We start from the raw sequence: 26,855 nt of genomic DNA on the forward strand, positions 1-26,855 counted from the left end.
AACGGGGGCGATACGCTCAACCCCGGTTGCGATAACTCACCGTCACCTGGTTACTCAGCACGGTCAGCGGTGTGTCGAGGCGACCTCCCGCCACGGAATAATACTCAAAACGAAACGGCCCGCCTGGCGGCATTCCGGCAGGCAGGGGCAGCTCCCCGGCATAGCCGGGCAGCCTCAGGCAGCGAGTGGCACTGCACAGGCGAATGCGAAACCCGGCGGGGGTGAGGCCGTTCGTCTGAATCTTCCAGTGTACGCGCGAAGCCACTGCGCCAGCGGGCAGGGGAGAGGGGCTTTGCAGCGGTTTGCTTTTCAGTACCACCTGTCCACGGGTCATTGTGCCGCCGAAGCTGCTACCGCTCCATGAACCGTCCGCCGCCATCGCCAGCGGTGAAACCAGCAGCAGCGCAAGTCCTGCTCTCCTCATCCTTTACCCCCAATCAGATACGTCATCCGCACGTTGCGCTGGGTATTGATCTCCTGGCTGGAAAGGACCGCCAGCTGCGGGAAGATGCGGCGCAGGTAGCGCGACAGCATCAGACGCAGGGCCGGGTTCACCAGCAGCACCGGCGGCGCGCCCAGGCCTTCCTGGTGCTGCAGCGCCTGTTCGGTCTGCTTCATCAGGTTTTCAGCTATCCCCGGCTCAATCGCGCTGCCGCTCTGGGTCGCCTGGATCAACAGCTGCTCCAGGGAGAGATCCAGACCAATCAGTTGAATATCGTCCTCCCCCGGGAACCACTGCTGGGTGATCGCCCGGGAGAGACGCGCCCGCACGCGGGTGGTCAGCTCATCGGCATCGCTCTGGGCGGTGGCAAACTCCGCCAGCGTATCGATGATGGTGCGCATATCACGGATCGGCACGCGCTCGGCCAGCAGATTCTGCAGCACCTTATGCAGCATGGTCAGGCTGATGACCGCCGGGATCAAATCTTCCACCAGTTTCGGTGAATGTTTGGTGATCTGGTCGAGCAGCTGCTGCGCTTCCTGACGACCAAACAGCTCCTCGGTATGGGTGGTGATCAGATGGTTGAGGTGCGTTGCCACCACCGAACTCGGATCCACCACCGTGTAGCCCAGCGTCTGCGCCAGTTCGCGGTGGACTTCATCGATCCACAGGGCTGGCAGACCAAAGGTGGGTTCGGTGCACGGCGTGCCGGGAACTTCGCCCTCGGCGCAACCGGGGTTGATTGCCATCCAGCGATCCGGCTGCACTTCACCCGAACCAATGTTGACCCCTTTAAGCAGAATGCGATAGTGCGTCGGCGCCAGATCCAGGTTGTCACGAATATGCACGGCAGGCGGGAGGAAGCCCATCTGCTGGGCAAACTTCTTGCGGATGCCGCGCACGCGGGTCAACAGCTGGCCCTGCTGCTCGTGATCCACCATCGGGATCAGGCGATAGCCCACTTCCAGACCCAGGGTATCTTCCATCTGTACATCAGACCAGGTGGCTTCGTGTACCTGCGCCATCTCGGCTTCCGTCGCGTCGGAGGCGTCAGCCTGCGCTCCACCCGTTTTTTTCGCTTCACCTTCGCGCCCGCGCAGCCACCAGGCGACACCCAGCAGCGTGGCGGTAAACAGCAGGAAGACAAAGTTAGGCATGCCGGGGATCAGCCCCAGCAGGCCAATCACGCCCGCCGCCAGCACAATCACGCGCGGAGAGGTAAACAGCTGGCCCACCATCTGCTCGCCCACATCCTGATCGTTGGCTACGCGGGTCACGACCACGCCGGCCGCAGTGGAGATCACCAGACCCGGGATCTGCGCCACCAGACCATCACCGATGGTCAGCAGGGTATAGGTTTCACCGGCCACGCCCACGGACATGTCGTGCTGCATCACGCCAATCACCAGGCCACCAATAATGTTGATCGCCATAATCAGCAGCCCGGCGATGGCATCGCCACGCACAAACTTACTCGCACCGTCCATCGAGCCGTAGAAGTCCGCCTCCTGCGTCACCTCTTTACGGCGGCGCTTGGCTTCTTCTTCGCCGATCAGTCCGGCATTGAGATCGGCATCAATCGCCATCTGCTTACCCGGCATCCCGTCGAGAGAAAAGCGCGCGCCCACTTCCGCAATTCGTCCCGCACCCTTGGTGATCACCATAAAGTTAATGATGATCAGAATGATGAACACGATGATACCGATGGCGAAATTACCGCCCACCAGAAAGTGGCCGAAGGCTTCTACCACCTGGCCCGCCGCTTCCGAGCCGGTATGGCCGTTCATCAGGATCACGCGCGTTGAGGCGACGTTCAGCGCCAGACGCAGCAGGGTGGAGAACAGCAGCACCGTCGGGAACGCTGAAAACTCCAGCGTGTTCTGGGTAAACATGGCGACCAGCAGGATCATGATCGACAGCACGATGTTGAAGGTAAACAGCAGGTCCAGCACAAAGGTCGGCAGCGGCAGGATCATCATCGCGAGGATGGTCATGATCAGCACCGGCCCGGCCAGCACCTGCCACTGGGTTTCCTTCATGTTGGGTAATCGTAATTTGGTGGCGATATTGGCCATCACTCTCTACTCTCTTGTGCAAAATCCATCCCCGCCGGAACGGGAAGATCTTTAGGTGTCAGCGGACGTAAGCCATAGCCCTTACGCCAGCGCTTAAGGCCATAAACCCAGGCCAGCACTTCCGCCACCGCGCTATACAGCTCGGCGGGAACCGGTGTGCCGGGGTCACAATGGCGATACAGGGCGCGCGCCAGCGGCGGCGCCTCAAGCATAGGGACCCGGTTCTCTTCGGCCAGTTCACGGATGCGCAGGGCAATCAGCCCGCTACCGCTGGCAACCACCATCGGCGCGCCCATGGCACCTTCCTGGTACTTCAGGGCGACCGAATAGTGGGTCGGGTTATTCACCACCACGTCAGCGGTGGGGACGTCGCTCATCATTCGCTGCTGCGCCATCTGACGCTGCAACTGGCGAACCTTGCTTTTAATCAGCGGATCGCCTTCCTGATTTTTGAATTCGTCTTTGATTTCCTTCAGGCTCATGCGCAGCTTCTTGAAGTTGCTCCAGAGCTGGTAAACCACGTCGAACGCCACCATCGGGATCAGCGATAAAATAATGACCAGCATGCAGCCCATCAGCAGGGCGCTGATATCCCCCAGCGCCAGGCGCAGCGGTTCATACATCAGGCTGATAAATTTCCCTTTGTTGAACCACAAAAACAGCCCACCGCCGATGCCCGCCAGCATCACCTTCAGAATGCTCTTCACCATCTCCGATACCATCTGCCCGGAAAACAGGCGTTTGATGCCGCTGATCGGATTGAGCTTTTTGACGTTAAATTTGAGGGCTTTGGCGCTCATATTCAGGCCGCCAATCAGCGACGGCGTGGCGACGGCGGTCAAAAACAGCCCGCCCACGAACGGCAGCAGGGCCAGAAAGGCGATACCCAGCAGCGCTCCGGCGTGATGCAGCATCTGCTGCGGGTCACTGACTAACAGCCGGTCAAACGTTAAGCCGTTATGCAGCAGATGCTGCAGCTGTTTTGCCAGCCAGCCGCCCGCCACCAGCAGCAATCCCCAGCCTGCCAGCAGCATCAGGACGCTCGTCAGCTCGCGCGATCGGGGAACCTGTCCCTCCTCGCGCGCTTTTTGCTTTCGGTGGGGTGTGGGGTCTTCTGTTTTTTCGCTGTCGTTTTGTTCTGACATGACATTCGCCCGGCGGGATTAGAAGCCGAGTGACTCCAGCAGATCGTCCACCTGCTCCTGAGACGCCACAATGCCTTCGGCGCGGGTATCGATCTGCGGACCGTTCTTCAGATGCGCATCACCGGCGGCGGCGCTGGCGTCGCGTTCGTTCATGTTTTCCACCAGCACGCTGATAAGCTCTTTCTCGACGGTCTCAATCACGTGCATCAGGCTTTGCAGCACCTGACCGGTGAGATCCTGGAAATCCTGTGCCATCATGATTTCAGTCAGCTGGCGGTTGGTCTGCCGGGCCTTCTCCGGCACGTCGTGCAGGAAGGCGCGGGTCGCTTTGACCAGCTCGCGGGCATCCTCCAGCGGCTGCGGGTTTTCAAACCAGGCGTCCCAGCGCGCGCTCAGTGCGCTGGCGTTATCGCTCAGCCCTTCCTGCAGCGGGCGCGCCACCTCCACGCTGGTCAGCGCGCGATCGGCGGCCTGAGAGGTCTTACCGACCACGTAGTTCAGGCGGTCGCGGGTGTTCGGAAAGGCGTCCGCGACTTCCATAATCGCCTGCTCCAGACCGAGGTTAGCCATGCTGTCGCGCAGCAGACGGGTCAGCTGTCCGATGCGAACAAAAATCTCTTTGGCGTTATCCGCCTGCATGTTTAACGGGGAGTTCATAAGGGTTACCCGAGTTTTTCAAAGATTTTGCCGAGCTTTTCTTCCAGCGTGGCAGCGGTAAACGGCTTAACGATGTAACCATTAGCCCCCGCCTGAGCGGCCGCGATGATGTTCTCTTTCTTCGCTTCTGCGGTCACCATCAGGACCGGCAGTTTTGACATCGCCGCATCGCTGCGGATGGTTTTCAGCAGCTCCAGACCGTCGATATTGGGCATATTCCAGTCGCTGACGACGAAATCGAAGTCGCTGGTGCGCAGCTTGTTGAGCGCGTCCTGGCCGTCTTCGGCCTCGTCAATGTGCTTGTAGCCCAGATCCTGCAGCAGGTTTCGTACGATGCGTCGCATGGTGGCGAAGTCGTCTACCACCAGAAAACGCAAATTTTTATCCGACATGGGGGAGATCTCCTGAACGTGAGTCGGTTTTGGATAATTTATGTTTATGAAAACTGTCCAGTAAGCACTGGCTGATATCGTCGAGATCGACGACCTTTTTCGCCGCGCCCAGCGCAATCGCCTCACGCGGCATGCCGAACACCACGCAGGTGGCTTCGCTCTGCGCGAGGGTAAAGGCGCCGGTCTGGCGCAGGTGCAGCAGACCGCGCGCGCCGTCCGCGCCCATGCCGGTCAGCAGGGCGGCGGTGGCGTGTTTGCTGGCCTGACGCGCCACGGAGTCAAACAGCACATCCACCGACGGGCGATGGCGGTTCACCGGCGGGGCATCGCTGAGCCTGACCCGGTAGCCATTGTCCTGGCAGAGGATCTCCATATGGCGATCGCCCGGGGCAATCAGGGCGGTACCGGGTCGCACCGGTTCGCCATCCTGCGCTTCCCGCACGGCAATCTGGCACAGCGAGTCAAGCCGCTGGGCGAAGGAGTAGGTGAAACCGGCAGGCATGTGCTGGGCGATCACAATCCCTGGCGTACTGACCGGCAGCTGCATCAGCACCCGGCGCAGCGCCTCCGTGCCACCCGTAGAAGAGCCGATGGCGATGATGCTCTGCTGGCGCACGGGAATACCGGCGAGGACCGGTCTGACGTCAGGGCTATGCTGTGCCAGCTTTGCGCGAGCCGCGACGCGGATCTTCTCCACTACCAGTTGGCTCCAGCTGTCGATATTCTCTGCGCCGCGGTGCTCCGGCTTGGGCAGAAAATCCACCGCACCGTGCTCCAGCGCGGTCATGGTGGCTTTCGACCCACGGGTGGTCAGAGAGGAGACCATAATCACCGGCATCGGGCGCAGGCGCATCAGGCGGGAGAGAAACTCCAGCCCATCCATCCGTGGCATGTCGATATCCAGCGTCAGCACGTCCGGGTTGAGCTGTTTAATCAGCTCGCGCGCGATAAACGCGTCCGGCGCCGTGCCGACCATTTCCATATCAGGCTGCTGATTGACCACCGCGCTGAGCATGTTACGCATCAGGGCGGAATCATCGACCGCCAGCACACGAATCGCCTTCACCGTGTGGCCTCCGTCAGTTCATACACCGACTGCCCCCGCAGGCGCAGCGGAATATGTGCGTGGTTAAAGTGTTCCGAATGACCGACAAACAGCAGGCCACCCGGCTTAAGCAGACGCGCAAAACGCTGCAACAGACGCTGCTGCGTCGGCGCGTCGAAATAAATCATCACGTTGCGGCAGAAAATGGCGTCGAACGGACCGGGAACGGACCACTTTTCATCGAGTAAATTAAGCTGCTGGTAGTGAATGGCCGACAGCAGTTCCCGCCGGGCTTTCACCCACTCGCTGTTGTCGCCCGCCCCGCGCAGAAAATAGTGGCGCTTTTGCGCCAGCGTCAGCGCATCCAGATCGCTCAGCCGGTAGACGCCCGCTTCGGCCTTAGCCAGCACCTCGGTGTCGATATCCGACGCCCAGATGCGCGGCCCGGCCACCGACGCACCCAGCTGCTCGTTGAGCGTCATGGCGATAGAGCAGGGCTCTTCCCCCGTTGAGGCGGCGGTACACCAGACGCGATAGCCATTCGCGCGCTGGCGCGCATGTTCCGCGAGGATCGGGAAGTGATACGCCTCGCGGAAAAAGGAGGTCAGGTTGGTGGTCAGCGCGTTGATAAAGTTCTGCCATTCCGGATGCTCAGAGTGCGACTCAAGCAGGGCGATATACTCGCTGAACGTGGCCAGCCCCAGCGTGCGCACGCGACGCGAGAGACGATTAAAAATCATCTCTCGCTTTTGCGCGTTGACGACAATGCCGGCGCGCTTATAGATTAATTTCCCGACACGCTGTAATTCGCTGTCAGTCAGTGAAAGCGTATTCAGGGATAAGCGTGCAGGCGTGCTGTTAATTTCACTCATAGAAGGGGATCAGACCTTAAACCGGCGTATTCATTATTTCCTGATAGGCGCTAATCATCTTATTTCGTGCCTGCATACCAAAGCTGAATGAAATAGACGATTTCTGCATCGCCAGCATCACGTCATTCAGGGCAATATCGCTACTTCCAGACATCCATTGCTGTGTTTTGCTCTTTGCCTCAACCTGGGTTTTATTTATTTCGTTAATGCTGTTAAATAAAACGTCAGAAAAGGCAGGGGCCTCGTCGCGCGAGGTGTGCAGCCGGTGAGATGGGCCGCTGACCTGCTGCGCCTGGGTTTGAATTTGATCGAGTACGCCACGCATTAATGTCGCTGACATTCTTTTTATTCCTGGTGATTAAGATAAAAACGGCGGTTTGTTGCACATCTTTTAAACGTCGACAGCTTAACACGCGTTTAAAAACCTCAGAAAATCCAATAAGCCGACAGAACTTTGAGCTTATTTATCCTTAAAAAAAACGCCTTTCAGACGATAATGCCCGCCTGAAAAATTCTTATATTTTTGAAATCGTCGACATCACTCTCGCGAATTTCGTGAGCTGACGCGCATCGCGGATGCGTGCTATTTCATACAGGAATACGGCATGAGTGCCACACTAAATGAGTTAACCAACAATCCGGCAGAGCGAATTAAATCGATGCTGTCCTCACTTCGCGGCAGCCCGAAGCTTTTGCTGGTGATTTGCGGCGCTGCGGCGCTTTCCGTCATCATCGCGTTAATGTTCTGGGCAAAGGAGCCGGATTACCGGGTGCTGTTCAGTAATATCAGTGATGAAGAAGGCGGCGCCATCGTGGCGCAGCTGTCGCAGCTCAATGTCCCTTACCGCATCGACACGCCGGGTGGCGTGATCATGGTCCCGGCATCGCAGGTGCATGAGGTGCGCATGAAGCTGGCCCAGCAGGGGCTGCCGAAAGGCGGCGGCGTGGGCTTTGAACTGCTCGATCAGGAGAAATTTGGCGTCAGCCAGTTTACCGAGCAGGTGAACTATCAGCGCGCTCTGGAAGGCGAGCTGGCGCGTACCATTGAAAATCTCGGGCCGATCCAGAGCGCGCGCGTGCATCTGGCCACGCCAAAACCGTCGATGTTTGTCCGCGAACAGAAAAAACCGACTGCGTCCGTCACCGTTAACCTGTTGCAGGGCCGCACCCTTGACGACAGCCAGGTGGTGGCGATCACCCATCTTATCTCCAGCGCGGTGACCGGGCTGGCCGCAGAGAGCGTGACCATTGTCGATCAGCGCGGCAACCTGCTCACCCAGAGCGGGATGCGCGGCCTGCAGACCGCGCACCTGAAATACACCAATGAAATCGAGAGCGACTACCAGCAGCGCATCCAGCGCATTCTCGCCCCGCTGGTGGGGGATGAAAACATCCGCGCCCAGGTGACCGCGCAGATTGATTTCACCGAGCAGGAGCAGACGCAGGAGCAGTATCAGCCGAACAGCGACCCTGAAAAAATGGCGATCCGCAGTCGTCAGGCCAGCCTGGCCGAGCAGGGGAATCGCCGTGGTGCCAGCGGCGTTCCGGGCGCGCTGAGCAATACGCCTCCCGCACCGGCGACCGCGCCCATCACCCAGCCGCTGAACACGCCAGGGGATGATAAGAAAGAGAAAACCACCGGCACGGATAATAACCGCGAGACGCCGCAGCCGTACAACAACCGCAGTGACGAGACCACCAACTTTGAGGTGGATCGCACCCTTACGCACACCAAATCCAGCGTGGGGCGCATTCAGCGTTTGTCCGTGGCGGTGGTGATAAACCATCTGCCGCAGGGCGAAGAGGGTAAGGCTGGGCCGATTAGCGAGGCCGAACTGACCCGCATTAACGCGCTGGTCAAAGAGGCGATTGGCTATAACGCCAGCCGTGGCGACAGCGTCAACATCCTCAACTCCGCCTTCAACGGCGTGGTGGAAGAGCCGGTTCCGCCGTTCTGGGAGCAGGATCGCTTCTACGCGTTGCTGATGGCTATCGCCCGCTATCTGGTCATCGCCATTATCGCCTGGGTCATGTGGCGCAAGCTGGTTCAGCCTGCCTGGGTTCGCCACCAGGAGACCACCCTGCGCCGTCTGGAGATGGAAAAAGAGGCGCGGGAAGAAGAGATTGCCGCGAAAAAACGTGCAGCGGAGAAAAGCAACCGCGACCGCGCCCAGCAGCGTGTGGATACGGAACTCAATGGTCAACAGCTGCGTGAGCTGGCAGAGCAGGAGCCGCGCGTTATTGCCCTCGTGATCCGCCAGTGGATGAGTAAGGAGCCGAAATAATGAATGCCTCAGAAAAAAGCGCCATCGTCATGCTGACGCTGGGAGATGTCCTGGCGGCGGAGGTGTTCAAGCACCTCAACGCCCACGAGGTGAAGCAGATCAGTGGCTCCATGGTTAACATGGCGGGCTTTACTCACGACCAGATGGCCATGGTGCTGGAGGAGTTTAAGAAAGACTCCAGCGAATATGCGGCGCTTAGCCTCAACACCAACGATTATCTGCGCAGCGTGCTGGTCAAGGCGCTGGGCGAAGAGCGCGCTTCCTCGCTGCTGGAAGATCTGCTGGATACCCACCAGGGCACCAACGGCATCGAAACGCTCAACTTTATGGATCCGCAGGCGGTATTCGATCTTATCCGCGAAGAGCATCCGCAGATCATCGCCACCATCCTGGTCCACCTTAAGCGTAACCAGGCGGCGGACGTGCTGGGTAAATTCGACGATCGTGAGCGTAACGACATCATGCTGCGTATTGCCACCTTCGGCGGCGTACAGCCGGCCGCGCTGCAGGAGCTGACGGAAGTGCTCAACAACCTGCTGCACGGTCAGAACCTCAAGCGCAGCAAGATGGGCGGTGTCCGTCCGGCGGCCGAGATCCTCAACCTGATGAAATCTCAGCAGGAAGAGGCGGCCATCGAGGCGGTACGCGAGTTCGACGGCGAGCTGGCGCAGAAGATCATCGACGAGATGTTCCTGTTCGAAAACCTGGTGGATGTGGAAGACCGCAGCATCCAGCGCCTGCTGCAGGAGATCGAGAGCGATACGCTGATCATCGCGCTGAAAGGGGCCGACGAGCCGCTGCGCATGAAGTTCTTCCGCAACATGTCGCGCCGTCAGGCCGAGCTGATGACCGACGATCTGGCCTCCCGTGGCCCGGTGCGTCTGTCGCAGGTGGAAGCCGAACAGAAGACTATCCTCAACGTGGTGCGTCGTCTGGCCGAGACCGGCGAGATCCTGATTGGAGGCAGCGACGATGCCTACATTTGATGAACATAACGCTACCGGGTGGCGCGCCTGGCAGCCTGAAAACCTGCTGGGTGAACCTCAGGACACCCCGCTGCCCACGCTGGATAACACCCAGTCTGAGGCGCAGCTGAAAGCCGAACTGGCGCGTCTGCGCAAGCAGGCGGAACAGCAGGGCTTTGCCCAGGGGCAGCAACAGGGCCAGGAAGAGGGCCGCAAACAGGGCTATGAGGCCGGGTTGAAAGAGGGCCGCGACGCCGGGTTTGCCCAGGGCGTCGAGCAGGCGCGTGTGGAGCAGCAGGCGCTGCTGCGCGAGGCGGAAACCTGGGTCAGCAACTTTAAGCTGGCGCTGGAAAACCTCGAAGGGCTTATCCCCGCGCGTCTGGTGCAGCTGTCCCTGACAGCGGTGCAGCAACTCTACGGTTCGTCTCGTGTGGCAGATAACCATGCTTTGGTGACCCAGATCCGCAGCCTGATGCAGCAGGACGCGCTGCTGCACGGCACCATCCAGCTGTATGTCAGCCCGGATGCGTTTAGCGCGGTGCAGCAGGCGCTGGGTGAAACGCTCACCGCGATGGGCTGGGAGCTGCACCGCGACGCCAGCCTGGCCGCTGGCGGCTGCCGGGTGGTCTCCCCGGATGTGGAAGTGGATGCCAGCATGGAAACCCGCTGGCAGGCGCTCTGTCAGCTGGCGCGCGAGGAGCTCTCGCAATGAGCCAGCAGCTAAAAAAGTGGCTCTCCGCCCTCGACCGGGTGGAGGAGAAACTCACGCAGGTGCCCGATTTTCGCCAGTACGGCAAGCTGACGCGCGCCACCGGGCTGGTGATGGAGGCCGTGGGGCTGAAGCTGCCGATCGGTGCCCTGTGCATCGTTGAGCGCCAGACGGAGCAGGGCATTATCCCGGTGGAGAGCGAAGTGGTGGGCTTTAACGGCCAGACGCTGTTCCTGATGCCGCTGGAGCATGTCGACGGCATTCTGCCGGGGGCGCGCATTTACGCCCTGCAAAGTGACAACCACGCGGGTAAGCAACTGCCCGTTGGCCCGCACCTGCTGGGTCGCGTGCTGGATGCGCAGGGGCGACCGCTGGATGGCCGTCCCGCGCCGGGAAAACCGGCTGCGGGGCTGTTTACCCCAACGCTTAATCCGCTGCACCGCGATCCGATTAAAAACGTGCTCGACGTCGGCGTGCGCGCTATCAACGGCCTGCTGACGGTAGGGCGCGGGCAGCGTATGGGCCTGTTCGCCGGTTCCGGTGTCGGCAAAAGCGTACTGCTCGGCATGATGGCCCGCTTTACTACCGCTGACGTCATCGTGGTGGGGCTGATTGGCGAGCGTGGCCGCGAGGTAAAAGATTTTATCGAGAATATCCTCGGCGAGCAGGGGCTGGCGCGGGCGGTGGTGGTCGCCGCCCCGGCCGACGTCTCGCCGATTTTACGTATGCAGGGGGCCGTTTACGCGACGCGTATTGCGGAAGATTTTCGCGAACGCGGCCTCAACGTGCTGCTGATCATGGACTCCCTGACCCGTTACGCCATGGCGCAGCGTGAAGTGGCGCTGGCGATTGGCGAACCGCCCGCGACCAAAGGCTATCCGCCGTCGGTCTTTGCCCGTCTGCCTGCGCTGGTTGAACGCACCGGTAATGGTATTAAAGGGGGCGGCTCAATCACCGCGTTTTATACGGTGCTCACTGAAGGGGACGATCAGCAGGATCCGATTGCCGACTCCGCGCGGGCGATCCTCGACGGCCATATCGTGCTGTCGCGTCGTCTTGCTGAGGCGGGGCACTATCCGGCGATCGATATTGAAGCTTCGATCAGCCGTGCCATGACCGAGCTTATCCCGCATGCCCAGTACCGCAAGGTGCAGCGTTTTAAACAGCTGCTTTCCGCGTATCAGCGCAACCGCGATCTGGTCAGCGTGGGGGCGTACGTCAAAGGGAGCGACGCGATGCTGGATCAGGCTATCGACAAATATCCGTCGCTGGAGGCGTTCCTCCATCAGGCGATCCACGAGCGCAGCGGCTATGACGACGCCGTTCGCGCCCTGTCCGGGCTCTTCCCGGACATCAGGGACTAATCCGGAGGCGCGATGAACGTGAAAAACCCCATGACGCTGCTGCGCGATATGGCGCAGGAGACGCTGACCGAGACCACCCGCGCGCTGGGTGGGGCGCAGCAGCAGCTCCAGCAGGCGATGACCCAGCACGAACAGCTGCAGCACTATGAGCAGGAGTACCAGCAGTCCCTGCGTCAGGGAATGATGGGCGGCGGTATGTCGGTGGCGGATCTGGTGAATCACCAGTCGTTTATTTTGTCGCTGAAACAGGTGGTGAAGCAGCAGGAAGGCCACGTTAACGCCTGCGAAAAGGCGGTAGACGAGGTGAAGCAGAATTGGGTGCAGAACAAGCAGCGCCTGAACGCGTTTGAAACCCTGATTGAGCGCCGGGCGACGGCGCAGGCCCTGGTTCAGAGCCGACATGAACAAAAGCTGATGGATGAATTTGCTCAGCGTGCCGGACAAAAGAGAGAAAGGCTATGAACATTGATATTGCCGCCCTGTTACTGGGTGGCGCAGCACAGGGCAAACCGAAGGCCGGATTGCTCGCAGACGAAGGCTTCAGCCTGGCGCTGGATGACAAGCTGGCGGAACTGGCGCAGCTTTTCCCGGGGCTTGACCCCCAGGCGCTGGCAGCCATGCCGGAAGCCGCGCTGGCGGGGTTATCCGCGGATTTACTGCCGCAACAGCTTACCGGCGACGCACCGGTAACGGATGCCGACGGTATGCTGCTCGCCGCGCCGCCGGGGCTGGCAGAGGCCCTGAAAGGGGTTTCACTCACCGACGGTGAGGGTGAAGAGAGCCCGCAGTGGCAGCTGCAACAGCTGGTGACCCGCAGCGTCACCGGAGCAGAGCCGGTTAAACCTGCAGAGGGCATAGTGAGTGGCCAAACCCCGGCGCGAGAAGGCAAAACGGTGTCTCCCCTGATGGCCGCCGCCGGGAACACGCCAGCGGCAAATACCGCACCGCTGACGGCGCAGCCCGCAGCGGTGAGCAGTGAGGCGATAATCACGGCAGACGTGCCTGCGAGCTCATCGGTGAGCGCCGTGGCGCTGCCGGCCGCCGTACGCACCAGTGTGGCGCATGCACCGCAGCAGGTTGTCACCGTCAACCATCCGCCGGAAACGCCGGAGTGGAAGCAGTCGGTCAGCCAGCATATCGCTATCTTTAGCCGTAACGGGCTGCACAGCGCGGAGATCCGCCTGCACCCGGAAGAGCTGGGGTCGCTGCAGATCTCCCTGCGTATGCAGCAGGATCAGGCGCAGATCCATATCGTCAGCGAACATGCCCATATTCGTCACGTCATGGAGCAGGCCATGCCGCAGCTGCGGGCCGCGATGGCGGAATCGGGTATTCAGCTCGGCCAGGCAAACGTGAGCGCGGAAGGGCAGCAGTTTGCCGCCGGTGAGCAGGGCCAGAACGCATCGGGTGACGAGCACGGCGCGCAGGAAGGGGAAGAGCCGTTGATGGAAGAGGAGATCGTGCCGACCTTATTAACCACCACCCCCGGAAATATATACGGAATAAATACCTTTGCCTGAAGTGGCGAATTAGCTTCAGGAATGAAATTTTATCACCTGATTATCAGGATGATGATATGGACTACAATGTCCGCCATATTGACCCGAGGGTAGTCCGCTGCCCTCTCTTATTTATCAGGTGTACGTTCAATGAGTAATAAAAATAAAAAGGTCGCCAGCGGCGGAGGGTCTCGCTCGCTTCTGATGACGTTCATGTTTTTGACTGCCGTTGCGGCGTGCGGATTTTCCGGCTACCTGTTCTGGGAAATGAAATTTGCGAAACCGGCAGCAGAGGTTGCGCAAGGGGAAGTGCAGGCAACACCGGCGCCGGTACAGGTTGAGCCGCTGTACGCTTCAATGAATACCTTTACCGTGAGCCTGAAGCCGACGGCGAACGAATCGGATCGGGTATTGTATCTGGGCTTGTCCATTCGCGTGGCAGAACAGAAATCACTGGCGGTGCTGGAAAAATATTTGCCGGAATATCGCAGCCGCTTATTTATGTTGCTTACTCACCAGACCTATGAAGATTTATCGACGGATGAAGGAAAGCGTCGCCTGATTACCAATATTCAGAGTGAGCTCGATAAACCGCTGGCATTTAACCAGTCCATTCGCGTCACTGACGTGCTTATTAACGAATTTATTCTGCGGTAATTATTATGGCTGACAGCTTTTTATCTCAGGATGAGATCGACCGTTTGCTCAATGCCGATGTGGAGAGCAACAGCGATCGTCAAAACAACGGGGCAGACCCGGGGATCAAACCCTACGATCCGCATACCCAGCGCCGGGTCATTCGCGAACGTCTGCATTCGCTGGAAATTATTAACGAGCGTTTTGCCCGTCAGTTCCGTATGGGGCTGTTTAACCTGCTGCGCCGTAGCCCGGACATTACCGCTGGGAACATTAAGATCCAGCCGTATCACGAGTTTGCCCGCAACCTGCCGGTGCCGACAAACCTGAACCTGCTGCACCTTAACCCGCTGCGCGGCACCTCGCTGATGGCGTTCTCGCCGGGGCTGGTGTTTATGGCCGTGGATAACCTGTTTGGCGGCGACGGTCGTTTCCCTACCAAGGCTGACGGCCGCGAGTTTACGCCCACTGAACAGCGCGTGATCCACCGCATGCTGTCGATGGCGCGCGAGGCGTACGAATTTGCCTGGAGTTCGATCTATAAAATCAAAACGGAGTACATCCGTTCCGAAATCCAGGTGAAGTTCACCAATATCACCTCATCCCCGAATGACGTGGTGGTCACCACGCCGTTTTCGGTGGAGATCGGCTCGCACCGCGGGGAGTTCAACATCTGTATTCCCTTCAGCACCATTGAGCCGCTGCGCGAGCTGCTGAGTAACCCGCCGATGGACAACTCCCGGCACGAGGACTCCCACTGGCGCGGGCTGCTGGCCAGCCAGATGCGGGAAACCGAGCTGGAGCTGACGGCACGCTTCGCGGATATCGGCACCCGGCTTTCCAGCGTCATGCAGATGAAAAAAGGCGACATTATCGCCCTGGACAAGCAGGAATTTATCGAGGCCAGCGTCGGTGGTGTACCGGTCTTCACGGCCCGCTACGGTGCCGTCAACAATCAATATGCCCTGAAGGTCGAGCAGATGATTCAGCCTTCACTACTTTCATTAAACAAGGAGTAATTTCCCCATGAGCGATATGAACACCTCATCGGGTTCTGACGATCAGTCCATCGATAATCTTTGGGGTGAGGCCATGACCGAACAGCACGCGGCGGGAATTACCGACACCATGGCTGCACCGCAATTTTCTGACGAGATGAACCTGATCCTGGATATCCCGGTAAAAATGACCGTGGAGCTGGGACGCACCAAAATGACCATCAAGGAGCTGCTGCGCTTAAGCCAGGGCTCGGTGGTGTCGCTGGACGGTCTGGCGGGTGAACCGCTGGATATCCTGATCAATGGTTACCTCATTGCGCAGGGCGAAGTGGTGGTGGTGTCCGATAAATTCGGCATCCGCATTACGGATATCATCACCCCGTCTGAGCGCATGCATCGTCTGAGCCGCTGATGAACGCCACTGACTCCCTCCCGGCCACCGGCTCGGTACTGATGACGGTCAGCGGCGCGCTGGCGCTGATCGTCCTGCTGATGGTGGTGCTGGCCTGGGCCGCCCGCCGCAGCGGGCTGGCGCGTCGGCTGAACGACGCCCAGGGCAACATGACCCTGGTGGCGACCCAGTCGCTGGGGCCGCGCGAGCGCCTGGTGCTGGTTGACGTGGGTGAACAGCGTCTGGTGCTGGGCGTTACCGCCTCGCAGATTACCTGCCTCGCCACACAGGCGCGCCCGGAAAACGCCCCGCAGACCACCGCGCCTGCGGCGACCTTTCCGCTGATGCTGGAAAAGCTGCGTCAGAAATACCGTCCGGGAGGTGAGCAGTGAGCCTTCGTCTGCTGCTGGCGCTCGCCCTGATGCTGCCTGCCGCCGGTGCGCTGGCGGCCAACGCTGACATCACCCTCGGCAAACCGGCGGGGGAAGGGGGCTGGACGCTGCCGGTACAAACCCTGCTGCTGCTGAGCGGCTTTACCTTTATCCCTGCGGTACTGCTGATGATGACCGGGTTTACCCGCATCATCATTGTACTGGGGCTGCTGCGTAACGCGCTCGGTACACCCACCGCGCCACCCAACCAGGTGCTGGTGGGGCTGTCGCTGTTTTTGACCTTTTTCGTTATGTCTCCGGTGTTCAGCCAGATCTACGAAAAAGCCTGGCAGCCGCTGCAGGAAAATAAAATCACCATGGAGGTGGCGCTCACCGAAGGGGTGAAACCGCTGCGTGCGTTCATGCTCGACCAGACACGCGAAAGCGATCTGGCGATGTTCGCCCGTATCGCCAAAACCCCGGATGTCGCCTCGCCGCAAGAGGTGCCGCTCAGCATTCTGGTACCGGCGTTTATCACCAGCGAGCTGAAAACCGCCTTCCAGATTGGCTTTACCATCTTTATCCCGTTCCTGATTATCGATCTGGTGGTCGCCAGTATTCTGATGGCGCTGGGGATGATGATGGTTCCGCCGACCACCATTGCGCTGCCGTTCAAACTGATGCTGTTTGTGCTGGTCGATGGCTGGCAGCTGCTGGTGGGATCGCTGGCGCAGAGCTTTTACAGTTAGGAGAGACCCATGACCCCGGAAAGCGTAATGGTGATTGGTATGCAGGCGATCAAGGTGGGACTGATGGTATCAGCCCCAATGCTGGTGGCCGCGCTGGTCACCGGTCTAATCATCAGTATTTTGCAGGCTGCCACCCAGGTCAACGAAATGACCATGACCTTCATCCCGAAAATCCTGATGATTGTCGGCGTCGCGGTGGCGCTTGGCCCGTGGATGATGAAAATTTTTATTGAATACACCCGCGCGGTGTTTGCCAGCCTCCCCTATGTGATCGGCTGATGGCCTTCGGACTTCCTCTTGACCAGCTCTACGGGCTGGTCAGCCACTATTTTTTCATTATGGTGCGCATTGCCGCGCTGCTGCACGTTGCCCCTGTGTTTGGCGAGAAGGCGATCAACGCCCGGCTGCGCGCGTGCCTGGCGTTGCTGACGGCGATCCTGCTCGGCGGTACGCTGCCCGACGCGCAGGTGGGGCTTTACTCCTGGGAAGGCGTCTGGGTGCTGGCCAAACAGGTGATTATCGGTGCGGCGATGGGGCTGACGCTGCAATTGCTGTTTGCCGCCGTGCGCATGGCCGGTGAGATCATCGGTATGCAGATGGGGCTGTCGTTCGCCACCTTCTTCGATCCCGGGGCCGGTAACAGCCCGGTGATCTCGCGCTTTCTCAACCTGCTGGTGACGCTGCTGTTCCTCGCCTTTAACGGCCATCTCTGGCTGCTGGCGCTGCTGGCGGAGACCTTCCAGACGCTGCCGGTTGACGCCACGCCGCTGCATGCGGGCGGGTTTATGTACCTGGTCACTCACGCGGGGCTCATCTTCAGCCAGGGGCTGATGCTGGGACTGCCGATTATCGCCCTGCTGTTGTGCATCAACTTTATCCTCGGGCTGTTAAACCGCCTGACGCCACAGCTCTCCATCTTCGTGATTGGTTTCCCGCTGACACTCACCTTCGGCATGCTGGCGCTGTTCCTGATTGCCGAAACGCTGGCCCCGTTCTTTGAGCGCCTGATGGCCACCGGGTTTGATACCCTTGCCGGCCTGATTCAGGCGCTGGTGTAACCCTCAGTTCATGCAGGCGATACGGGCGACGGTTTCCGTGCCGGAGGCCAGCACTTTATCGTCCAGCAGATACACGGTGCTGGTGGCCACTTCACCTGGTTTAATCTGCGGGAAGATATAGTCGGTCACGTCTTTATCTGCGGTCTGGCCACCGAGCTTGCGGTGCTGGCTGGTGACGGTCAGATGGATCCGTTTGCCCGACAGTTCAACATCGTAACGCACTTCACGGTTCACCGCTTTGGGCAGTCCGTCGCGCTTGCCGTCCCTGAAGTGGCTAATAGTGCCAATATAGGTGGTATGCCCGCTGAACAGACCGTCGCGATAGGAGCGGTAGATACCCCGCGCCAGCGTCGCGTTGTTGTCGTCCTCTATCACGTAGTAGGAGGTGGGGGCAATACACTGCGAGGCGTACGCGGTGGTTTTAAACCCGTACAGCGCCATACCGCCCAGCCCGGCGACCATCCCGCCCACAAACAGCAGGGTGAGCGGGGATTTAATAAAGGCGAAAATAGAACGATTCGCAGTCATTCCCTGAATCCTTAAAGGGTTGTTGGCAGGCAATAAGCCCCTGGAACTGGCTCATTTTTTCAGAGCCGGTGGTGACGTACAGCACGGCGGCCGGTTTTTCGTTGGGACGACGGTCCAGCACGTGACGGGTATAGGTTTGCAGCGTGGATTCAATCAGCGCTTGTTGCGACTGTTTATCCTGCTGAACCATCACTTGTGTGCCGGGCGGCACGCCGGGCCCGTTCCAGCGCACAAAGTGAACCGGCTGCGGGGTAAAGTCGACAATGCCGTGCAGGAGGAGCGCAATCGCCAGCCCAACGAGTACGCCCGCCAGAGTGACACCGATCTTTTGCCTGAGCGCATTGCGAGCGCGGGCAGGAAGGTGCGTCACAGCCGGTGGTGCTTCTGGTGTATCGGCCTGTATCGGTTCATCCTCCAGGGGCAGGGGTTCCGCTTGTGGCAGTTCGCTGCCCGCCTCCCGCACCAGCAGGCGGTAGCCGCTGCGCGTCACGGCGATGAGCGTGATGGCTTCCTGCAGGTTCAGTTGAGTAAACGCGCGGCGCAGTTTGGTGATCATCACCCGTACGCTGTTGTCCGTGACTTCTACCCCGGCGCTACGCCAGCCGATCTCCATCAGTTGTTCCTGGGAAAGCACCTCACCCTGCGCCTCGGCCAGTGCGGCGAGACACAGGCACGCGCTCTGGGGGAGGGTAACGGTCTCTTGCGTATCCGTCCGGGTAAGTTCCCGGGTCTGCACATCCAGCGTTAGTGACGTTCCAATCGCGATAGGGTTTAGCATAGTTATTTGATTCTTCTGGTGTAATGGACATCGCTTCTGGCTAGTGTAATTAATAGTAATGAATGCACGGTATTGCTAGCCGAAGGCCAGAGCGACATGCTTTTTATGTCTTACGTCATATTTTTGCAACCACTACGTAATAACAGCCTTAACAGAATTAAGGTTATTAATCGGGCTCTTATTAACCATGTAAAAAGTAATGCTTAGGAGTGTTTTACTTTAATTATATTAAAACCAATCACTTGCAGTTGTGATGGCGGAGGTGGGGCATCCGCAGCGTTGATAATGAGACGCTGTTATTATTTTAAATTAATAATTTTTAATCTGTATATATTTATTAATTGTGTTGGGAATGGGGCCGGTGCGGTTGCGAATGAGGTCAGCAAATTTATACTGAGTAAAGACAGGATATTGAATTTATTACACAGTATTTTATTTTCTTTACAAGGATGACCGATGGTATCTGTTAAGCGTTTTATGCAAACGTCCGATCTGCCCGCCATGTTTCCCGTATTTATCTGTCGTCTGGTTGTCGGGATATTTTTCTTTACCGCCGGGTTTAATAAATTATTTGTGATTGAAAACCAGTTGCTGATGGTGGATACCCTGTATGACGCGGGGATCCCTTTCCCGGACGTGATGGCGGTCGTCGTCGCTTTCCTGGAATGCAGCATGGGCCTGTTGCTGACACTGGGGCTATTCAGTCGCGTTAGCGCGCTGGTTCTGATGATTATCAGCACCGTGGCGCTGGCAACCATTGGTATTTATACCATTCCGCGCGGGCTAAATCTGATTGCCTGGTTGAGCTGGCTCTTTTACCTGCCCGAGACACTGTATATCGTGCTCTGTTTGTTGCCCCTGACCTGGGGCGGCACGCTGTGTAGTCTTGATGGCTGGCTGGTGAAACGCTGGGATAATGTGCGCAAAATTGTTTTTGTGGAGGAGTAACACAAGTGTGCGGTTATCAACGGTTTGAAGAGCATATTTCCTGACGCCTGCATAATAAAATAGCCCTGTAGAGGCAGCGTCGTGCTGCCGTTAAAAGAACAGGCGCTGATGTCATGGTTTTTATTGTCATACTGGTCGTTATTTTTATTACTCTGGTTATTCTTGTGCAGGCTGGCGTCATGCCGTGGTTTATTCGCACGGAGGGGCAGCGTCTGCGTACGCAGGTTGATGCCCTGGCTACCCAATTACGTGAACAGCTCGACAGGGTTGAAGCGCAGCAGCGCTCAATGACCGAAAGTGTGGTTACCCTGAAAAGCTTTGCGCTGGACAAAAGCGCCCCCGGTGATACCGATATCGCCGAAGAGACGGGCACCAGCCGCCAATTCTTCAATTCACTGGTCAAAGAGATCGGCGAACGCCTTGGTGGTCGCGCCTGGATGGTTGATGCTGCCGGGCGCATCATTGGTGATGCCGCCGGTGCGCCGACGGTACAATCTCTCAACGATGCCAGCCTGCCCATGGCGGTACCGCTGCGTGCGCTGCTGGCTCAGTCGGGTGAAGGGATGCGCCATACCCGTTTTCGCAGCGCCAGCGGCGAACATACGCTGGTGGTGACGCCCATTGCTGAGACACCATGGCTGCTGGCCATTGATGTTCCCACCCGTAGGCTGGGCGAACGCCCGGGCATACTCCTGCATAAACCGTGGCCGCTGGCGGCTTTGCTGCTGGTCTCCACATTGACTCTTCTGCGCAGCGTTAACCTGCACCTTTCCCGCCTTAACGAAGAACTTCCGTCGCAACTGAAAACCGAACAGGGGGCGCACTTGCCGCCGCTGATGCAGGAGATTGGCGAACAGGTGAGGGTGATTGCGCAGGCAGCCAGCACGATTGCTGAGGAAAACGAGCGCCTGCTGCGGGTACCTGAAGCGAACGGTAATCTCCTCGCCATGCTGAGCGAAAGCACCTCCGGCGTGGTTCAGGGGATGAATGCCTTGCATGACGCCGCGCTGCAGATTGCCGACAGTAGCGGCGCGCTGGTGCAACTGGCCAGCCGTGCTTACAGCTATTCGCTGCATAACGATGAGGGCATTTTTGCCGTCGAGTCGCGCAATCTGGCCAGCCGCTGTGCGCGTTCCTCGAAAGAACTCCGGGCGCTGATTGACGACGCGATGATGCAGGCGCAAAGCGGGGCACCGTCAGTGACGCAGAATAACAGCGTGTTGATAGAAGAGGTTTATACGGTGGCGAATACCCTGCTTCAGCGCACAGGCAGCTAGCCGGGTGGCGCTGCGCTTACCCAGCCTACTTTCGGAGATTTTGTAGGCCGGGTAAGGCGTAGCCGTCACCCGGCAAAAATCTGGAAGCCGCCTCGCAATCCCATAAGTAACTCTCTGTAATACGCGATTTATCCTGTTATTAGTTTCTATCCCAACTAAAGTGCCCGCGTTGCGGCAATACCCGCAGCCGGGCGTGAGAACCTGAAAATACAAGGTGGTACCGAAGCGACCTGCTGGTTTGCTCTTTGTTATTCATTTCTCATCTCTCCGGAGGCTTTCATATGACGATTCTGTCCGCACTTTCTTCTTTCTCTCGCAACGATTTCTCCAGCAACTCATTGCCCATGACGCCACACCGTCGAGCATTCCGGACAGCTGGCCGGACACGTTTACGCCGGTTCACTATGCGCAGGCGCTGCCACAGGCAATATTGGGAAACATCCTGCCGCAGGAGGTGAACATCGCGTTGATGGGATGACTGCACGATATGGTGTACCTGCTGGCGGATTATGTGAAGGAGCCTTATCTCCCGTCTTAAACCCTTGCCGGGTGGCGGTGGCGGCTGACCCGACCTACGTTTGCGTTGATCCTTGTAGGCCCGTGCAAGCGCAGCGCCGCCGGGCAATGCGCACAGAGCACAAAAACAAAAAAGCCCTCCACCAGGGAGGGCAAACCGCGCGTGAGGCACGCGCGTAATAATAGTGAGGTGGTAACGCAGATTAACGCAGCAGGGACAGCACGTTCTGCGGAACCTGGTTGGCCTGGGCCAGTACGGAAACACCTGCCTGCTGCAGGATGTTCGCGCGGCTCATGGCGGACACTTCTACGGAGAAGTCAGCGTCCTGAATACGGGAGCGCGCTTCGGTGGTGTTGATGATATTGGTGTTCAGGTTCGCAATGATGGAGCTGAAGCGGTTCTGAACAGCACCCAGGTCGGCACGGAAGTCGGCAACCTGTGTGATAGCAGCATCCATGTCGGCCAGCAGACCTTCACCCACTGCAACCCCTGCTGCTTTCTTGATTACTGCAGCATCGCCATAACCCGCGTCGGCTTTAGACGCTGGATCGATTGCGCCAGTGGCATCAAGTTTAAATGATTTCACTTCACCCGCATCATTGATTGCATAGAACGTATCCGCTGCTGCGCCAGTTGCAGAGAAAAACTGCATACCAGAAGTCGCTACATCACCGCCGAAGAGTTCGGTTGAAATCGCATCCATCTTCGCGGCATCAAGTTTCACTGGATTACCACCAACCTGAACACTGTCATCCGCTTTAACCAGCTTAGCATCGCTCAGTTTGGTTGGTCCGTTCAGCAGCATATCGGTATCGGCTTCATTCATTTCCTCTAGTGCAGCCGAAGTCACGTTATCAATCTTCTGGAAACCTGCGCCATTGGCAGTCCATGTTACTTTATCAAGATCGAGTTTATATAACTTACCATCGTCTTTATTCAGGACGAAGGCCTCATCGTCCTTGATATAAATTTCAGGGGCGTCGGTTGCTACACCACCTGGCATAGCCCCTTTGAGCGCAGTGATATCTGCGGCATCAATTTTCCATTTTTCGGTACCACCACCTACAACCACTCCCGTGTCATCATTCGCAGCTTTGTTAACTGCTTTGCCAGTATAGCTACTACCTGTGCCGTTGCCTGTACCGATTTTTGCGAAGTCATCCATGAATTTATCCAGACCTAGGGTTTCCATGTCCAGTTTGTTCAGAGAAATGTCAATGGTATCTTCGTCTTTATCACCGATCTGAATAGTGATTTTATCTTTAGAGCCGTCAAAGACTTTCACGCCATTGAAGTTGGTGGTTTCCGCTACGCGCTGGATCTCTTCGAGACGGGTACCGATCTCTTTTTTGATGGAGTCCAGGTCGCTCTGGGAGTTAGTGCCGTTTTTCGCCTGTACGGTCAGTTCACGAATACGCTGCATGTTTTCTGTCACTTCTTCCAGCGCGCCTTCGGTGGTCTGCGCCAGGGAGATGCCGTCGTTGGCGTTACGTGCCGCCTGGGTCATACCGCGGATGGATGAGGTGAAGCGGTTAGAAATCGCCAGACCTGCTGCATCGTCTTTGGCGCTGTTAATACGCATACCGGACGAGAGGCGCTGAATAGCGGTACCCAGAGAAGACTGAGATTTGTTCAGGTTGTTCTGAGCCATCAGACTCAGCGCGTTGGTATTAATGACCTGTGCCATTGTTATTTCCTTCTAAGTAATAACGGTAATATGAAATATGCGTTCGTTGCTGCGCATACTTCTTTCATCGGGGGTAATAAAAAAGACTGAATTATTTTTTTTGATTTTTTTGTTAATGGCATAAAATGGCGTCAAGCATGTCGCTAATTATTAAAATAACAAAGGGCAATGGCGGAATAAACGCACAAAACTGTCTTTACCCTGCCATCATATTGTTACGACCACTGTGAAAAATTAAACTTCCTTCTCTATTACCCGATGAGAATAGTGAAAGCTATCTCATTTCTGGAGGAACACTATTATGGCTGCAACTAATTTTCTCGGCGTGGGCTCCGGGCTGCCGTTTGACCAATGGATGGCCGACGAGCGTAAAGGCCTTTCACAAAAGTTGAATCCGTATCTGCAAAAGCAGTCAAGTTATAAAGGACAGATCTCCGCGTGGGGATCGATTTCCAGCTCGCTGAGTACGCTGAAGGACAATCTCAGCAAGCTGGAAGATGAAGGTTTTAATGGCGTCAGCGTTAGCGACAACAAAACGTTCAAAGCAACCGCGGGGCAGGGCGCGATCCCGAACAGCTACTCCATTGCCGTTAAACAGCTGGCGAAAGCGCATCAGCTTGCGATTGAGAACGACACACGCGATAAACCCATTGGTAGCAGCGGTGCGAAAGTGGCTATCACCCTGAAAGAGGGCGAAGAACCGCTGGTAGTGGACTTAGCGAAAGATGAAACCTCCCTTGATCAGATTGCCAAAAAGATCAACGAGCAGAAAGGCGATGTGGTTGCGGAAGTGATGACCATAGAGGACGGTAAGCACAAGCTGGTGCTGACCTCTAAAAAAACCGGTGATGCCGGGGAAATGGATATCAAAGTCACAGGCAATGCGGCACTGGAAGGCAAGATGACCGCTGCCATGGCTACGCCAGAAACGGAACCGAAGAATGCCATCATTTTACTTAATGGCAAGGAAGTCACTCGCAGTTCTAACACCATTAGCGATTTAATCACCGGTGTGACATTGGAGCTGCGTGAAGTCTCTGAAAGCGATGACAAAGACCCGGCTAAACCCGTCTACAAAGAAGAATCCCTCACCATCACCGAAGATACCTCAAAGGTGAAAACGCTGATTGAAGAGTTTGTTAAGAACTACAACAGCTACCTCACCACCGTCGCCGGTGCGACGAAGTACACCGCACCCGATCGCGACAGCAATTCTGATGCTTTGCCAAAGCCTGACCCAAGTAACGGCGCGCTGTTCAGCGATGGCTCTTTACGCCGTCTGACCAGCCAACTGAAAGCCACCGTAACCGGCAGCTATCCCGAGGTGGGGGATGTGATTCAGACCCTGGGCAAACTAGGGATTACCGTTACGTTCGATGGCAAAACCGGCGATGACCGTACAGGCACACTGGGCACGCTGACAATTGATAACAAAAAGCTCGATGCCGCCCTGAAGGACAACCTGAAAGAGGTTGAGGCGCTGTTCCTCGGCAAAGGCGGGAAAGAGGGGATTAAGGATCGAATGGATGGGATCTTTAATGCCTACCTCGGGGATAAAGAGTCCATTGACAACAAAGACGGCGTCATTGAAGACGCGCTGGAAAGTCTGCGCGAGCAGGAAAAGCGCATTGGCAAGCAGATCACGGCCGTCGAAAGACGCATTGAAGAGACCATGCTGCGCAGAGAAAAAGAATATCAGCGTCTGGATAAAGCCATGAGTGATATGAACAGCATGAGCACCCGGTTGCAGCAGTCGCTGGCGGGGTTAATTTAACTATTAACAATCCGGGCAGGCCGCTGCCCGGCAGGATTTGACGATGTACACCAAAACGGGCAACAGTGCCTACACCGCTGTCTCACTCGACAGCCAGATCACCGGCGCCACGCCGCACCAGCTGATCGTTCTGCTCTACGACGGGGCGATCAACGCCATGAAGCGCGCAGAAATCTACTTCCAGTCCGGGAACATTGCCCGTCGCGGTGAGATGATTTCCCGTGCCATCAATATTATCGACAACGGCCTGCGCGCCGGGCTGGACCACGAGAAGGGCGGGAAAATCGCCGAAGAGCTGGAGAGTCTGTACGAGTATATTTCGCGCACGCTGCTGGAGGCGAATCTCAACAAATCCGGCGAAAAGCTGCCGCACCTTATCGCCCTGATGACAGGCATGGCTGAAACCTGGCAGGCCATTGCGCCACAGCAAAAGCAGGTGAAACATGGATAAGGATGTTATTGCGCTGATTGAAGAACTGCTTATCAGCAACACGAAGCTGCGCCAGCAGGCTGAGGCTGGCGAATGGGATCTGTTTCTTGACGAGTCTGTGGCGTACACCATGGGAATGAGAACGCTGTGTGATATCGATTTAACCCAGCTGGCACAGCACAACAAAGCGCCCGTCAGTGCTCAACTGGCGACGCTTCTGGAGCACGACGCCCTGTTAACGCAGGCTATTCAGGGGCGCCTGACCACCATCAGCACCGAACTCTCCGCCATGCGTAAATCCCGCACGATGAATAAAGCCTACACGGCTGTTTAGTTCCCTCCCTGATTGCCGGGTGGCGCTGCGCTTACCCGGCCTACTCAACGATGAAACCCGCAGGCCCGTGCAAAAAAAAGCCCACCAGAGGCGGGCAAAAGAGGACAACGCAGACAGGAACGATCAGATACTGATGTTGTACTTGCGGCCAGAAGGCAGCTGGCTGGATTCTCCCGCCGGGCCATAGAGCGCGTTTGCATGACCCACATGGTCGATAGCCTTGCGGATATGCTGATTTTTCTTCATATGACTTTGCAGCAGTGATTCCACTTTTTGATTCAGCGCCTTGGTGCTGCGCACCTTCTCATGCACCTGCTGCCAGCTGGCAAAGAGCTTACCGAGCCCCGGGTAGGGGGCTTCTGTGCCACAGCTCTGCTCCTGCTGGCGGCGCATATCGTCGTAATACTGGAGCGTGGTCAGCAGCTGGTTTTTGTTATCCGCCAGCACCTGCAGCGACACCGGGTTGATCTGCGTGCGGTTGAGCTGATTCACCTCTTCAATCATGATCGCCTCCAGTTCATCCAGAGACGTTTTCATCTGCGCGAGTATCGGGTAAAGCTTGTCCATAAGGGGCCTGTAAACGGTTAAAACTGAAACATGTCTTGCACCATGGCCTGAGCAATTTTCTCAGGCTCAATGCGCAGGGTACCTGCTGCCAGCGCGTCGCGCAGTTCGGCGACACGCGCGTAATCCACGTCGCGGCTGTCGTCGGTCTGGATTTTTTTGGTCAATTCGCTCAGGGTGACGTTGGTTTTGTCGCTCTTTTCCGGGCGTTCTGCCGCAGCGTCATGTTCCTGAGACTGCGTACGGGCGCGCAGTTCCTGCGTTGGGGCGATTTTCGCAATCGGCGTGGTGGTCTGGCTGCTGTTGATGCTCATGGTTGTCCTCGCAAATCAATTTATCTACTCAATACTGCTTTCATCGGTGAT

31 protein-coding genes are annotated in these 26,855 nt (G+C 57.5%); 18 read left to right on the forward strand and 13 right to left on the reverse strand.

Annotated features, from left to right (window positions below):
- Positions 1 to 16: 16 nt before the first annotated feature.
- Genes ACTJJI_RS09160 through fliE form a run of 8 tightly spaced genes read right to left on the reverse strand, consistent with a single transcriptional unit; the run spans position 17 to position 6,968 of the window.
- On the reverse strand, positions 17 to 424 hold the full coding sequence (locus ACTJJI_RS09160; protein WP_440653709.1) for a flagellar protein FlhE: 408 nt from the start codon (positions 422 to 424) through the stop codon (positions 17 to 19).
- On the reverse strand, positions 421 to 2,517 hold the full coding sequence (gene flhA / locus ACTJJI_RS09165) for a flagellar biosynthesis protein FlhA (protein ID WP_440653711.1): 2,097 nt from the start codon (positions 2,515 to 2,517) through the stop codon (positions 421 to 423). The genes ACTJJI_RS09160 and flhA overlap by 4 nt, the downstream gene beginning before the upstream one ends.
- Positions 2,517 to 3,662: a flagellar biosynthesis protein FlhB gene (flhB, locus tag ACTJJI_RS09170; RefSeq protein WP_219279537.1), complete on the reverse strand. Its 1,146-nt coding sequence runs from the start codon at positions 3,660 to 3,662 to the stop codon at positions 2,517 to 2,519. Before flhB ends, flhA begins: the two co-directional genes overlap by 1 nt.
- A gap of 18 nt (positions 3,663 to 3,680) precedes the next feature.
- Positions 3,681 to 4,319, reverse strand: coding sequence for a protein phosphatase CheZ (gene cheZ / locus ACTJJI_RS09175; protein ID WP_440653713.1), 639 nt, complete (start codon positions 4,317 to 4,319; stop codon positions 3,681 to 3,683).
- 5 nt (positions 4,320 to 4,324) lie between these two features.
- Entirely contained in the window at positions 4,325 to 4,711 is a 387-nt protein-coding gene (gene cheY / locus ACTJJI_RS09180; protein WP_014832551.1) for a chemotaxis response regulator CheY, read from the reverse strand.
- A complete protein-coding gene (locus ACTJJI_RS09185; protein ID WP_440653716.1) occupies positions 4,701 to 5,777 on the reverse strand; it encodes a protein-glutamate methylesterase/protein-glutamine glutaminase in 1,077 nt (358 codons plus the stop codon). Before ACTJJI_RS09185 ends, cheY begins: the two co-directional genes overlap by 11 nt.
- Complete coding sequence (locus ACTJJI_RS09190) at positions 5,774 to 6,628, reverse strand: CheR family methyltransferase (RefSeq protein ID WP_046888398.1); 855 nt, start codon at positions 6,626 to 6,628, stop codon at positions 5,774 to 5,776. Before ACTJJI_RS09190 ends, ACTJJI_RS09185 begins: the two co-directional genes overlap by 4 nt.
- Before the next feature lie 16 nt (positions 6,629 to 6,644).
- Entirely contained in the window at positions 6,645 to 6,968 is a 324-nt protein-coding gene (fliE, locus tag ACTJJI_RS09195) for a flagellar hook-basal body complex protein FliE (RefSeq protein WP_014832548.1), read from the reverse strand.
- 265 nt (positions 6,969 to 7,233) lie between these two features.
- Here fliE and fliF point away from each other — a divergent pair, with 265 nt between their 5' ends.
- The 13 genes from fliF to fliR all read left to right on the forward strand — a co-directional run bounded on the left by fliF (position 7,234) and on the right by fliR (position 17,653).
- Positions 7,234 to 8,913: a flagellar basal-body MS-ring/collar protein FliF gene (fliF, locus tag ACTJJI_RS09200; RefSeq protein ID WP_440653719.1), complete on the forward strand. Its 1,680-nt coding sequence runs from the start codon at positions 7,234 to 7,236 to the stop codon at positions 8,911 to 8,913.
- Positions 8,913 to 9,899, forward strand: coding sequence for a flagellar motor switch protein FliG (gene fliG, locus ACTJJI_RS09205; protein ID WP_046888401.1), 987 nt, complete (start codon positions 8,913 to 8,915; stop codon positions 9,897 to 9,899). The genes fliF and fliG overlap by 1 nt, the downstream gene beginning before the upstream one ends.
- Positions 9,886 to 10,590, forward strand: a complete 705-nt coding sequence (locus ACTJJI_RS09210) for a flagellar assembly protein FliH (RefSeq protein ID WP_046888402.1) — start codon at positions 9,886 to 9,888, stop codon at positions 10,588 to 10,590. The genes fliG and ACTJJI_RS09210 overlap by 14 nt, the downstream gene beginning before the upstream one ends.
- Positions 10,587 to 11,951 (forward strand): flagellar protein export ATPase FliI, encoded by a 1,365-nt coding sequence (gene fliI / locus ACTJJI_RS09215; RefSeq protein ID WP_440653722.1) that lies wholly within the window; start codon positions 10,587 to 10,589, stop codon positions 11,949 to 11,951. The genes ACTJJI_RS09210 and fliI overlap by 4 nt, the downstream gene beginning before the upstream one ends.
- Before the next feature lie 12 nt (positions 11,952 to 11,963).
- Positions 11,964 to 12,413 carry a flagellar export protein FliJ gene (fliJ, locus tag ACTJJI_RS09220; RefSeq protein WP_014832543.1) on the forward strand — a complete coding sequence of 150 codons (450 nt, stop codon included), beginning with the start codon at positions 11,964 to 11,966 and terminating at the stop codon, positions 12,411 to 12,413.
- Positions 12,410 to 13,471, forward strand: coding sequence for a flagellar hook-length control protein FliK (locus ACTJJI_RS09225; protein ID WP_440653724.1), 1,062 nt, complete (start codon positions 12,410 to 12,412; stop codon positions 13,469 to 13,471). Before fliJ ends, ACTJJI_RS09225 begins: the two co-directional genes overlap by 4 nt.
- A gap of 129 nt (positions 13,472 to 13,600) precedes the next feature.
- Positions 13,601 to 14,107: a flagellar basal body-associated FliL family protein gene (locus ACTJJI_RS09230; protein WP_014832541.1), complete on the forward strand. Its 507-nt coding sequence runs from the start codon at positions 13,601 to 13,603 to the stop codon at positions 14,105 to 14,107.
- Positions 14,108 to 14,112: 5 nt separating this feature from the next.
- Complete coding sequence (gene fliM / locus ACTJJI_RS09235) at positions 14,113 to 15,105, forward strand: flagellar motor switch protein FliM (protein ID WP_046888407.1); 993 nt, start codon at positions 14,113 to 14,115, stop codon at positions 15,103 to 15,105.
- Positions 15,106 to 15,112: 7 nt separating this feature from the next.
- The gene (gene fliN, locus ACTJJI_RS09240; RefSeq protein WP_014832539.1) at positions 15,113 to 15,496 is read left to right on the forward strand and encodes a flagellar motor switch protein FliN; all 384 of its coding nucleotides are present in this window, start codon (positions 15,113 to 15,115) and stop codon (positions 15,494 to 15,496) included.
- Positions 15,496 to 15,867: a flagellar biosynthetic protein FliO gene (gene fliO, locus ACTJJI_RS09245; protein ID WP_440653727.1), complete on the forward strand. Its 372-nt coding sequence runs from the start codon at positions 15,496 to 15,498 to the stop codon at positions 15,865 to 15,867. Before fliN ends, fliO begins: the two co-directional genes overlap by 1 nt.
- Positions 15,868 to 15,896: 29 nt before the next feature.
- Positions 15,897 to 16,595 (forward strand): flagellar type III secretion system pore protein FliP, encoded by a 699-nt coding sequence (gene fliP / locus ACTJJI_RS09250; protein WP_440653875.1) that lies wholly within the window; start codon positions 15,897 to 15,899, stop codon positions 16,593 to 16,595.
- A 9-nt stretch (positions 16,596 to 16,604) separates the two neighbouring features.
- Positions 16,605 to 16,874, forward strand: a complete 270-nt coding sequence (fliQ, locus tag ACTJJI_RS09255; RefSeq protein ID WP_440653729.1) for a flagellar biosynthesis protein FliQ — start codon at positions 16,605 to 16,607, stop codon at positions 16,872 to 16,874.
- Positions 16,874 to 17,653, forward strand: a complete 780-nt coding sequence (fliR, locus tag ACTJJI_RS09260) for a flagellar biosynthetic protein FliR (protein WP_440653731.1) — start codon at positions 16,874 to 16,876, stop codon at positions 17,651 to 17,653. Before fliQ ends, fliR begins: the two co-directional genes overlap by 1 nt.
- 3 nt (positions 17,654 to 17,656) lie before the next feature.
- Here fliR and ACTJJI_RS09265 read toward each other — a convergent pair whose 3' ends face one another.
- Together ACTJJI_RS09265 and ACTJJI_RS09270 are read right to left on the reverse strand one after the other, a co-directional pair.
- A complete protein-coding gene (locus ACTJJI_RS09265; protein WP_440653733.1) occupies positions 17,657 to 18,181 on the reverse strand; it encodes a hypothetical protein in 525 nt (174 codons plus the stop codon).
- On the reverse strand, positions 18,147 to 18,959 hold the full coding sequence (locus ACTJJI_RS09270; protein WP_440653735.1) for a winged helix-turn-helix domain-containing protein: 813 nt from the start codon (positions 18,957 to 18,959) through the stop codon (positions 18,147 to 18,149). The genes ACTJJI_RS09265 and ACTJJI_RS09270 overlap by 35 nt, the downstream gene beginning before the upstream one ends.
- 456 nt (positions 18,960 to 19,415) lie before the next feature.
- Between ACTJJI_RS09270 and ACTJJI_RS09275 the strand changes: the two genes are divergently transcribed.
- A complete protein-coding gene (locus ACTJJI_RS09275; RefSeq protein ID WP_440653737.1) occupies positions 19,416 to 19,907 on the forward strand; it encodes a DoxX family protein in 492 nt (163 codons plus the stop codon).
- Positions 19,908 to 20,020: 113 nt separating this feature from the next.
- On the forward strand, positions 20,021 to 21,184 hold the full coding sequence (locus tag ACTJJI_RS09280; protein WP_440653739.1) for a methyl-accepting chemotaxis protein: 1,164 nt from the start codon (positions 20,021 to 20,023) through the stop codon (positions 21,182 to 21,184).
- A 719-nt stretch (positions 21,185 to 21,903) separates the two neighbouring features.
- Here the strand turns inward: ACTJJI_RS09280 and ACTJJI_RS09285 are convergent.
- The gene (locus ACTJJI_RS09285) at positions 21,904 to 23,388 is read right to left on the reverse strand and encodes a flagellin N-terminal helical domain-containing protein (protein WP_440653741.1); all 1,485 of its coding nucleotides are present in this window, start codon (positions 23,386 to 23,388) and stop codon (positions 21,904 to 21,906) included.
- 301 nt (positions 23,389 to 23,689) lie between these two features.
- On the opposite strand from ACTJJI_RS09285, the gene fliD reads away from it, so the two are divergent.
- Genes fliD through fliT form a run of 3 tightly spaced genes read left to right on the forward strand, consistent with a single transcriptional unit; the run spans position 23,690 to position 25,926 of the window.
- Complete coding sequence (gene fliD / locus ACTJJI_RS09290; RefSeq protein ID WP_440653743.1) at positions 23,690 to 25,162, forward strand: flagellar filament capping protein FliD; 1,473 nt, start codon at positions 23,690 to 23,692, stop codon at positions 25,160 to 25,162.
- A 43-nt stretch (positions 25,163 to 25,205) separates the two neighbouring features.
- Positions 25,206 to 25,613, forward strand: a complete 408-nt coding sequence (fliS, locus tag ACTJJI_RS09295; RefSeq protein WP_045292589.1) for a flagellar export chaperone FliS — start codon at positions 25,206 to 25,208, stop codon at positions 25,611 to 25,613.
- Complete coding sequence (gene fliT, locus ACTJJI_RS09300; RefSeq protein WP_161670326.1) at positions 25,606 to 25,926, forward strand: flagellar protein FliT; 321 nt, start codon at positions 25,606 to 25,608, stop codon at positions 25,924 to 25,926. The genes fliS and fliT overlap by 8 nt, the downstream gene beginning before the upstream one ends.
- A gap of 123 nt (positions 25,927 to 26,049) precedes the next feature.
- On the opposite strand, the gene ACTJJI_RS09305 is transcribed toward fliT, so the two are convergent.
- Both ACTJJI_RS09305 and flgM read right to left on the reverse strand, forming a co-directional pair.
- Positions 26,050 to 26,493: a flagella synthesis protein FlgN gene (locus tag ACTJJI_RS09305; RefSeq protein ID WP_013097786.1), complete on the reverse strand. Its 444-nt coding sequence runs from the start codon at positions 26,491 to 26,493 to the stop codon at positions 26,050 to 26,052.
- Positions 26,494 to 26,510: 17 nt separating this feature from the next.
- Positions 26,511 to 26,804, reverse strand: coding sequence for a flagellar biosynthesis anti-sigma factor FlgM (gene flgM, locus ACTJJI_RS09310; protein ID WP_440653746.1), 294 nt, complete (start codon positions 26,802 to 26,804; stop codon positions 26,511 to 26,513).
- Between the last annotated feature and the right edge of the window lie 51 nt (positions 26,805 to 26,855).

Source organism: Enterobacter sp. 22466 (assembly GCF_052044775.1).
GTDB classification, from domain to species: Bacteria; Pseudomonadota; Gammaproteobacteria; order Enterobacterales; family Enterobacteriaceae; genus Enterobacter; species Enterobacter dissolvens.